The organism is Phyllobacterium brassicacearum, assembly GCF_003010955.1.
In the GTDB taxonomy this organism is placed as follows: domain Bacteria; phylum Pseudomonadota; class Alphaproteobacteria; order Rhizobiales; family Rhizobiaceae; genus Phyllobacterium; species Phyllobacterium brassicacearum.
This window is the reverse complement of sequence record NZ_PGGO01000046.1, coordinates 1-9193: the sequence shown is the minus strand read 5'-3', so window position 1 is coordinate 9193 and position 9193 is coordinate 1. Positions and strand designations below refer to the sequence as shown.

Below are 9193 nucleotides of genomic sequence, written 5' to 3'. Positions count from 1 at the left end.
GCGCTTGGGACGAGACAGAGCGCTACGCGCAAGCGCTTGAGGATTACACCAGGGCGGAACCTCTGGAATGGGCGGATCTGTGGACCGCCTGGGGCCGCGCCATCGCCGCGCATGGACGGCGGCCTACCGATCCGAGCTGCAGGGCCGAGCTGCTCCGCGTCCGTGACGAGACTATGCGCGTCGGAATGATGGGAACCTTGCGATTGCTCGATCAAGCCCTGAATGTCAGCTGCTGAATGGCCGGAGGGCTCTGGCGCTCTCGTGCAGGGGAACATAAGTTCTCCGGACCAGAAGCCGCAGCCCCTACGAATGCGGTGCTAGAATAGGTGGTTCGATGATGATGTTGACCCGATGATACGGCATTCTGGGGGTGCAATGGCGGTTCCACACGAGACGTTATGCGATTTTCGAAGCACAGATCGAGAACATCACGGGCGGTTTAGATGACAACCGATTAGCGGCTGTGCATGTGTTCGTCGCTCCCAAAGCGGCGGTCGCAATCCAAATAAAACTCACTGTCGCCGGCAAGAAGGCCGCCTCCGGTGAACAGATCGTAGGCGGCAACTGCCAGACCGCCACCATACTGGGCATTTGCATAGTGGATGACCCGATGCAACGGAAGGGCAAACACTGGCCGCTGGATAGAATGGACCGCGGCTTAGTTGTCGCGCTGCAGTTTTTCAGGGTCGTCCTCATTTTGTGAGGTGATCGAGGACATGGACCGGCAGCATTCTTGCACATAGAAGTTCAGTGCGACATTGTCACGACGATCTTGCCGAACTGCTGATTGGATTCCAGGTAGCGGTGCGCCTCGATGATCTGATCGAAGGCAAAGACCCGATCGATGATGGGCTTCAGCGCGCCCGACGCGAGCCCTTCCAAGATGAAGCGCTTGGCCCGATCAAGCTGTGCCCGATCGCGGACGACCTCCTTGTACTGATAGCCGTGCAGCGTCAGGTTCTTTGCAAGCACCGGGAATAGCGGCAATGCCGTCAACTGCGAGCTTAGAGCTCCATATTCGATCACGATACCGTTTTGAGCCATGGCGCCGACCAGATGCTCCAGCATCGGCCCCGCGACGGGGTCAAAGGCGATCCGAGCCCCAGTACCCCCCGTGATCTCGCCCACCCGCGCGGCAAGATCTTCCTCCTGCGTGACGATAACGTGAGCCGCACCGGCGTCCAACAAGGCTACTTTCTTGGCGTTGGTCCGGGTCGTGGCAATGGGTATCGCACCGACAGCACGGGCGATCTGGATCGCCGCCAGCCCAACACTACTGGAAGCTGCTGTGATAATGACGACATCGCCCTTGGCCATCTTGGCGATCTCGATCAGTGCACCGTAAGCCGTTACATACTGCATCCAGATCCCAGCAGCCTCGACCCACGTCAAAGACGGCGGGCGCTTGACCATTACCTCTGCGGGAAAGTTCGCGGCTTCGCCATAGGAACCCCATCGGGTAATGGAGAGCGGAGGAATGACGCTGACCGCGTCGCCTGGCGCAAAGTCTTCAACGCCAGCGCCAACTGCCGTCACCACGCCGGCACCTTCATAGCCGAGCCGGGCCGGAAACTCCGGCGCCTCGACGTAAGGCCCCGAGCGGAACATGGATTCCGCACGATTCAGGCCGAACGCCTTGATGTCAACGGCGATCTCGCCCGGCCCGGGAGGCGGAACCGTGACCTCCTCGATTCTAAGCACTTCCGGACCACCTAGTTCGTGGAATCGTACGATGCGCGTCATGAGTCCGATCTCCTGTTGACGATGCCTGCTGGAAAACACCCTCCATAGTATTGGTTCTCAAATTGGGATAAATGGAATAGTTGTCATAACTGTCGAAAGCGGCGGTTTCTAATCATGGATCGACTGACCAGTATGGCGGTGTTCGTCAAGGCCGCGGAAGCGGGTTCGTTCGCGGCGGCAGCGCCTACGCTCGGCCTCTCCTCGCCAATGATCGGCAAGCATGTGCGCTTTCTTGAGGAACGTATCGGTGCGCAGCTACTTAACAGAACAACCCGGCGTCAAAGCCTGACCGAGGTCGGGCGAGCGTTTTACGAGCGTTGCAAACTGGTGCTCGCCGAAGCCGAGGCAGCAGAAGCGCTCGCACAGGATCTGCAGGCCATCCCGCGTGGCCGGCTGCGTATCAATGCACCAGTGACCTTCGGTTCCTACAGCCTCGTGCCCATGCTTACGAAATACATGCGACGATATCCCGAGGTGACTGTCGATCTCACCTTGTCCGACCGCGTCGTCGATCTGATAGATGAAGGCTATGACGCGGTGATCCGTATATCGCCGCTGACGGATTCCACGCTGATCACCCGATCACTTGCCCCCTATCGACTGATAGCATGTGCGTCTCCAGCCTATCTCACCGAACGCGGCGTCCCGGCGACACCTGAGGACTTAACCGACCATGAATGCCTTGGTTTCGCCTATTGGGCGCGACCCCCGCTCGATGAATGGGAATTCACCGACGCCAAGGGGGTCTATAAGGTCAAGGTCCACAGTCGCTTCCTTGTGAACAATGGGCAGGCGCTGCGCGAGGCCGCGCTGGACGGGTTCGGCATTATACTCCAGGCAACAGACATGTTGACGGAAGACCTTGTCTCCGGACGACTCATGCGGGTGTTGCCCAACTACGAGGGCCCTTCCCGCCCGATGCACATCCTGTTCGCGCCCGATCGGCGTCCGACTCCGAAGCTGCGTAGCTTCGTCGATTTCGTTGCAGCAACCTTCGGCCGGACGCCAACGCCCGAACAGGAACGGCGGTGATGCTGAAGAATTTTGGCCCCAGTGGCGCCGCAGGCCGTCAGCGGCCAGATCGTCTGAGACCGTCAGTACCCGGCCTTAGCGGGCGTCATACCGGCCCTACAAAGATTCTTCTTGCGCTTACAGGGGCGTCCACAGATGCAAGAAAGCGGCCGTTCTTTCGCAACATCAGGAGTATGCAGGCATCTCCAATGCAATACGGTCGTAAGTGACGTGGGGGATAAGCTTGCCGCCCTCACCCTTTTCCAACTCAACCAAGCCGTATCGCTGCATCGTTCGTAATGTTCGGCTTAGATTTGATTTTGCTCGTCCCGACATCGTTTCCAACTCCGCAATCGATGCTGGCTTTTCTTTAACGATGATCTCAAGGAGAGCCCGATTTCGATCGGACAAAACCTTTGCGAAGCTTTCGATGGACGTGAACCAGACTTTGGGATCGTCCTTTTTCGGCTTAAGTTGCCCTCGAGCAATCGCCATGGTCCGGCTCTTCATCGTCTCATAGCTTGCGATACCAACATGAAGCGTCTTCGTCATTTGATCACTCCTACCTCTTTCAAAACGCCATCGACTTCGCTCCAGAAGTCTTCCAGTAATGTGGCAGCGTCGCTGTACTCATATGGCCTCAACGTCCGGAAACGGTGCTTGTGATCGTACTTTTGCGTCGACTTGCGGCTTGGACCACTCACCGCTGAGATCGCGTGAGCATTGTCAAAGCCCACCAGCCGTTCCCCACCTGGTCCGTGCAAGGTCAATGAATAGCGCAACCCGTGCGGCCGTTGCGGCGTGACCGTGACTGCTTTGACGGCGAACTTGACCCAATACGTCTCTCCGACAAACATTGTTTGGCCGTCCAGATCGAGCAGGGTATCAAGACTCGTGTCACGCGCACTCATGCCACCCTGTTATCATTAAGTGATAACTGTAGCAAGTTCAATATCTCATGGCGTTCCATACGAGGCATTATGCGATTTTCGAAGTACATACCAAGAACATCAGGCCGTTTAGTACTCAAAAAGTGGCGACGACTGATGGGAATAAATGTTCCTTTGAAAATGCCGATAATAGAGGTTTTGATTGGGTACAAAAAAAATCCAATCCCCGCGGGAGCCGTTTGGTCACCTTTGACAACGCGGAATTAGGCAGGAACCGGATCTCTTTCTCGGGAATTCAACGGCTCAATTTACGATGCAATATGATCGCGATGCTTTCGCTGTGCGTTCTGTCGCTTTTTGCATCCGCAATGGAATCAGCAACTGACCTACGGTAAGATATTGGCGACAGTGCGCCGCAGTCCATGAAAGACCGGATATGGAGCGCCACCTTGCAGCCGTCCTGATCGCGGATGTCGTCGGTTATAGCCGCTTGAGCCAGATCGACGAAGAGGGAACACGCGCCCGTTTCCAGACCGATCTGAACGAGGTGTTCCAACCGACGATCGCCGAGCACCACGGGCGACTGGTCAAGACGATCGGCGACGGGATTCTGGTCGAGTTTCACAGCGTCGTCGATGCATTGCGCTGCGCGGTCGGTATCCAGCAGCAGAAGGCCAAACGGAACGCCGATGAGTCCCCCGAAAAGCGGCTCAATTTCCGCATCGGCATCAATCTCGGCGATATCATTGTCGAGGGCGAGGACATCCACGGCGACGGCGTCAACATTGCCGACCGGATACAGGCCCTGGCAGAACCTGGAGGAATCGCGATTTCCGGCACCGCCTACGATCATGTCAAAGGGAAGTTGCCGATCGGCTTTACCTCTCTTGGTGAGCAGAAGGTCAAGAGCATCGCTGAACCAATTCGGGTATACCGCGTCGTGCTCGATCCAGCGACGGCAGGCACGACAATTGGTGTACGACGTAATTTGCGCCGTTGGGTCGTACCTGCAGCCGCAGTGACCGTAATCCTCCTGTTTGCTGGTGCTGGCGCTTGGTGGTACCCATGGCGGACGGCGGGCGAACAGTCTGACGTGCGGAATGCTGTTGCGGCCGATACCCGGCCATCCCTGGTCGTTCTGCCGTTTGACAACCTGAGCGAAGACAAGCAGCAGGGTTTCCTCGCAGACGGCATCACCGAGGACCTGACGACGGAGTTAGCGCGCCTTCCCGGGCTTTTCGTCATTTCCCGTAACGCCGCTTTCACCTACAAGGAAAAAGCTACGAAACCCGCTCAGATTTCCTCTGAACTTGGCGTTCGCTACATCCTCGAAGGCAGCATTCGCCGCGCCGGCGACGAGATGCGCGTCAACGCACAGCTTATCGATGCGACAACGGGTGGCCATATGTGGGCCGAGCGTTTCGACGGGGCGTGGAGCGACGTGTTCGAGCTTCAGGACAAGATGGTCGGCGAGATCGCGACAGCCCTGAAGCTACGGCTGGTCTCGGGTCAGCAAGCCGCGCAGATCGCTGGGGGAACCAGCAACACAGCAGCCTACGAAGCTTACCTGCGCGGCCGCGAACTCGAACTCAGGGCAAAGCCCGAGGATTGGGTGAAGGCTGTACGACACTATGAGCAGGCATTGGCGCTCGATCCGAAGTTCGGCAATGCGGCGGCGGCGCTCGCCTGGATCTATCGGGAAGCGCAGTGGACCGAGGCACGGTCGAAAGAATTAGGGCTTACAGAAGAGGAAACCCGAGCCAAGGCAGATACTTATTTCGCAGAGGCCGCGAAGAACCCCTCTCCGATGTACTACAGAATCCTCACAGCAAAGCTGAAGATGCAGCAAAGGTCAGATGAGGCGATCGCTGCCGCCGAGCGGGCCGTAGCGCTCGATGCCAGCGACGCTGAGAACTATGAGTGGCTGAGTACTGCGATGATTTATAACGGCAGAGCGACGGACGGTCTCGGCTACCTTGATGCCGCCACACGTGTCGATCCAGTTTGGTCACGCTCGCGTTATTTTACCGCTGGGTTGGCGTATTTCTCGATGGACCGCTTCAAGGAAGCCGCCGCCGCACTCGAGAAAATCGCTCCGGAGGCGAAGGAAACCTCCTATTGGGATTTTTGGTCCAATTACCTTGGCCTAATGTTGCTCATTTCCACGTACGGGCAACTCGAGCAAAGCGCTGATGCCGACAAGGCCCGTGAGAGACTGAAGCCTTATCTGGCCAAAGCGCAGGAGAGTGAATACACGGGGCTGATGGCCGCAGGCGAATTCTCGTTCAAGCACTACGCCGATCTCGAACGGGTGCTGGTCGGCCTGCGCAAGGCAGGCGTGCCGGAACTGCCCTTCGGTTTGGATCCACAGTCGCCGGACCGCCTTGACGGAACTGCGATAAGGAAGCTGCTGTTCGGACACGAGGTCCAGGGACGCAATCTCGGTACAGGTGAAGCGTATCGACGGGCAACGGAAGACAACGGCACAACCCACATCACCGTCGGGGACTGGTCGGATACAGGCAAAAGCACAATTGAAGGCAATCTCTTGTGTATTTTCTATCCATCAGAGTCTCGTTTCTGCGCCGTCATTTTCCGCAATCCTGGCGGTACCTACGCGCAGAAGAACGAATACCTTTTGGCTACCCATTGGAACAGGTTTGAATTCTCGGTCGTGAAGTGATGCAGGTCGGTACGATGCGTAAGGTAGCTGAAGCGACGGGTCGTCCGTGTTGATTCAAATTTCCGCGTACTGCATTCGCCCATTGGTGTTGGCCTTCCAATCTCTTGCATTCACCAATCGCAACCAAACCTTGAGACTGGCGAAACCCACGTGATCAGATCGGCGTTCATCCGATGAGCATCATCGCGGCAGTATATTCTGATTCATCCGGAAGAGGTTGTCCGGATCGTAAGTCCTTTTGATCTCCTGAAGCCGTGCGTATGTTGCCGCACCGAATGCATCCGGCACGAGATTGTCGCCCTCTCCAAGTCCAGGGAAGTTGAGGTACATCCGGCCCGTGGAATGTCGCTGCATTTCTTGCCAGACATCGCGAACCCAACTGATGTTGGCATCGTCCTCGCCGGGGCTGGACCAGATCGCATCGAGGCTGAGCATGTAGGGCATGGAGCGATCCCCGAAGGCGGTGGCGTCGGCGGCAATGCGCTGCACCGCACCACCAAATTTCCAGATCGACGCATAGGTCATCTCGGAAGGACGCTTCGCCAGACGCGCGGTGATCGCTTGAATGACATCCTCATTCAGGTTCCGAAGGTAGGTCGATTTCCAGTAGCAGCGATCCCGGCCCTTGGGGAACAGCCCGTCATAGAGCGTCTGCAAGACACGGTATGGCATGCGGCCGCTAAAATCGAGCAGTGGTTCGCCAAAGCTGCGCAAAGGCTGCATGACACGCTCGCCGTCTTCGGCTCGACCATCATAGACCGTGGCGAGTGCCAACACACGCTTTCCCCAGGTGTCTTCGGGATAGGCTGGATCACGGGGAATGGTGGAGAACTCGGCCAGACCGCTCACCTGGTCTGGAGCCGTCGCCATGTAGTCGCGCCATTGCGGCAGGATTTCATTGGCCCGTTCTTCAGGATAGGCGGGAGCGCAGAACATCATCTCGTCAGTGATCGGGTAGAGACGGAACTCAAAGTTCACGACAACGCCAAAATTGCCGCCTCCACCTTTGAGGGCCCACAGCAAGTCAGTGTTCTCGGTGTCGCTCACTCGAAGCAGCAGCCCGGCGGCGGTAACGATATCGGCGGCAATAATATTGTCGCAACTGAGTCCGTGTGTGCCGCGGAGCCAGCCGATGCCGCCCGACAGGGTGAGCCCTGCCACGCCTGTCATCGAAATCAGTCCACCGGGCGTTGCCCGCCCGAACGGCGTGGTTGCGGCATCGACGTCTGCCCACGTGGCTCCGCCTTCAACGCAGGTCCTATCCAGTCCAGGTGCTATCCGAACGGCATTCATCAGCGACATGTCGATCATCAGTCCACCGTTGCAGACGGCATAGCCGGCAACATTGTGTCCGCCACTCCGAACTGAGATTACAAGGTCGTGAGCGCGGGCGTAATTGACCGAGGCCAGCACGTCGGCCGCGTTGCGGCAACGGACAATCAATGCCGGTTGCCTGTCGATCATCCCGTTCCACACGATACGGGCATCGTCGTAGGCGGCGTCTTCCGGCTCAAGCAGCTCGCCGTGCAATACGCTGCGTAGTTCGTCATGTGGCATCTCAGCTCCTCCTGTAACAGGGAACCTAGCACTGCTGGATGTTCGGTACTAAAGTCGGAAATGCTGAAAGGCGGTCAATTCTGCCATGCCCGCATCGAATAGTCGTATCAATGTCGCAATTCTCGCTGTGCCGGAAGTTACGGCATCCGCGTTGTACGGCATGTTTGACTTGTTTTCTTCTCCCGGCCGCGATTGGTCTTTTATCGTCACTGGGGAGGCTGGTGAACAGCGCATGTACCCGTACATCGTCGCCCGCACCAAGGACGGGTTCCCGGCCGCGAATGGCATCTGGGTGAAGCCTGACTATGATTTCAAATCATGCCCGAAGCCTGACATCGTGTGCATCCCGGATTTCTTCGTTAATCCGGGCGAAAGTGTCACTGGAATGTATGACCCTGAAGCGCAATGGCTGAACCAATCCCACGAGGGTGGTGCGATGATGGCCAGCGCCTGTTCGGGGGCAGTGCTGCTCGGTGAGGCGGGGCTTCTTACTGATTGTGAGGCGACAATTCAGGTTCCGTCGCAAATTTTCCCTATGGATACAATGAGCGAGGCGATGCTCGATTGTCATGCGGCAAGGATGGTGAATTGCTCTGCGATTGACGGACTGGGATTGTAGGCATACCTCGCCTGTCGCTTGCGCATCATGTGGATCATCTCGACGCCTGCCAAGATAATGGACGCGGTTGCTTCAGCTTTGAAACCGAGCATTGATCGCACACGACGCTTGATCCGCCGATGATCTTGTTCGATCCGGTTGTTGAGATACTTACTCGACCTGATCCTGATCCGCTTGGTCCTGCCGCCAGCCCTTGCCTTCAATCGGTTCGTCGTATCACAGGAACAGATCGCTTCGCGGTTCGTCTGACTGCCGTCGACGATAACGCGCTCCGGCCGGCCATGCCGTTCCAAGGCTCGTTTGAAGAAGTGCTTGGCCGCAGTCAGATCACGGCTCTTGCTGAAGAAGAACTCAACGGTGTCCCCGACGCTGTCGATTGCACGATACAAATACATCCATTGACCGCGAACCTTGATATAGGTTCTTTAATTGATCGTTAGCGCTCGGTGAGTTTGTCGCATGTATCGGCCGCCTGCAAGGTTCTTTTCGAAGTCGTCCCGTTTGGCGCTTCATCTCGGCATCCAAGGCGCCGGCTCCCCAAAGGTCTCATTCGCGATGCATTGGCTCGCATGTAAATCAAACGGGTTCATCCGGTAGCCTGCCGCTCCGACCGATACGGCAACTCTCGCCAGCGCGTTTCCCGCGCAGCTTTCTGATCAGGCCTCCCTGGGTTCAAACTCCGTGCCGTCT

The 9193-nt window shown here is 57.3% G+C and carries 9 protein-coding genes and 1 pseudogene; 5 read left to right on the top strand and 5 right to left on the bottom strand.

From position 1 onward, the window contains the following. Together CU102_RS30055 and CU102_RS27875 are read left to right on the top strand one after the other, a co-directional pair. On the top strand, positions 1-236 hold a 236-nt coding region (locus tag CU102_RS30055), incomplete at its 5' end, for a hypothetical protein (protein ID WP_170115314.1). A 134-nt stretch (positions 237-370) separates the two neighbouring features. Beyond that, positions 371-703: a hypothetical protein gene (locus CU102_RS27875; protein ID WP_106714295.1), complete on the top strand. Its 333-nt coding sequence runs from the start codon at positions 371-373 to the stop codon at positions 701-703. A 44-nt stretch (positions 704-747) separates the two neighbouring features. Here CU102_RS27875 and CU102_RS27870 read toward each other — a convergent pair whose 3' ends face one another. Beyond that, positions 748-1743, bottom strand: coding sequence for a zinc-dependent alcohol dehydrogenase family protein (locus tag CU102_RS27870; RefSeq protein ID WP_106714294.1), 996 nt, complete (start codon positions 1741-1743; stop codon positions 748-750). A 114-nt stretch (positions 1744-1857) separates the two neighbouring features. On the opposite strand from CU102_RS27870, the gene CU102_RS27865 reads away from it, so the two are divergent. Continuing rightward, positions 1858-2775 (top strand): LysR substrate-binding domain-containing protein, encoded by a 918-nt coding sequence (locus CU102_RS27865; protein WP_106714293.1) that lies wholly within the window; start codon positions 1858-1860, stop codon positions 2773-2775. A gap of 165 nt (positions 2776-2940) precedes the next feature. Here the strand turns inward: CU102_RS27865 and CU102_RS27860 are convergent, their stop codons facing one another. Next, positions 2941-3306 (bottom strand): HVO_A0114 family putative DNA-binding protein, encoded by a 366-nt coding sequence (locus CU102_RS27860; protein WP_106714292.1) that lies wholly within the window; start codon positions 3304-3306, stop codon positions 2941-2943. Then, on the bottom strand, positions 3303-3665 hold the full coding sequence (locus CU102_RS27855; protein WP_106714291.1) for a toxin-antitoxin system TumE family protein: 363 nt from the start codon (positions 3663-3665) through the stop codon (positions 3303-3305). The genes CU102_RS27860 and CU102_RS27855 overlap by 4 nt, the downstream gene beginning before the upstream one ends. 415 nt (positions 3666-4080) lie before the next feature. On the opposite strand from CU102_RS27855, the gene CU102_RS27850 reads away from it, so the two are divergent. After that, a complete protein-coding gene (locus CU102_RS27850; protein WP_106714290.1) occupies positions 4081-6327 on the top strand; it encodes an adenylate/guanylate cyclase domain-containing protein in 2247 nt (748 codons plus the stop codon). 180 nt (positions 6328-6507) lie between these two features. Here CU102_RS27850 and CU102_RS27845 read toward each other — a convergent pair whose 3' ends face one another. Continuing rightward, entirely contained in the window at positions 6508-7884 is a 1377-nt protein-coding gene (locus tag CU102_RS27845) for an FAD-binding oxidoreductase (protein ID WP_106714289.1), read from the bottom strand. 85 nt (positions 7885-7969) lie between these two features. Between CU102_RS27845 and CU102_RS29570 the strand changes: the two genes are divergently transcribed. Next, positions 7970-8503 carry a type 1 glutamine amidotransferase family protein gene (locus CU102_RS29570; protein ID WP_133624805.1) on the top strand — a complete coding sequence of 178 codons (534 nt, stop codon included), beginning with the start codon at positions 7970-7972 and terminating at the stop codon, positions 8501-8503. Here the strand turns inward: CU102_RS29570 and CU102_RS27835 are convergent. Beyond that, a pseudogene (locus tag CU102_RS27835) lies at positions 8452-8925 on the bottom strand (IS6 family transposase); the annotation flags it as partial. The gene CU102_RS29570 and the pseudogene CU102_RS27835 overlap by 52 nt on opposite strands. Positions 8926-9193: the final 268 nt, after the last annotated feature.

Bases quoted from the DNA above. Each gene is read 5' to 3' on its own strand.
- CU102_RS27845 (WP_106714289.1), bottom strand. From the start codon at position 7,884: ATGCCACATGACGAACTACGCAGCGTATTGCACGGCGAGCTGCTTGAG.
- CU102_RS29570 (WP_133624805.1), top strand. From the start codon at position 7,970: ATGCCCGCATCGAATAGTCGTATCAATGTCGCAATTCTCGCTGTGCCG.
- CU102_RS27870 (WP_106714294.1), bottom strand. From the start codon at position 1,743: ATGACGCGCATCGTACGATTCCACGAACTAGGTGGTCCGGAAGTGCTT.
- CU102_RS27865 (WP_106714293.1), top strand. From the start codon at position 1,858: ATGGATCGACTGACCAGTATGGCGGTGTTCGTCAAGGCCGCGGAAGCG.
- CU102_RS27860 (WP_106714292.1), bottom strand. From the start codon at position 3,306: ATGACGAAGACGCTTCATGTTGGTATCGCAAGCTATGAGACGATGAAG.
- CU102_RS27855 (WP_106714291.1), bottom strand. From the start codon at position 3,665: ATGAGTGCGCGTGACACGAGTCTTGATACCCTGCTCGATCTGGACGGC.
- CU102_RS27850 (WP_106714290.1), top strand. From the start codon at position 4,081: ATGGAGCGCCACCTTGCAGCCGTCCTGATCGCGGATGTCGTCGGTTAT.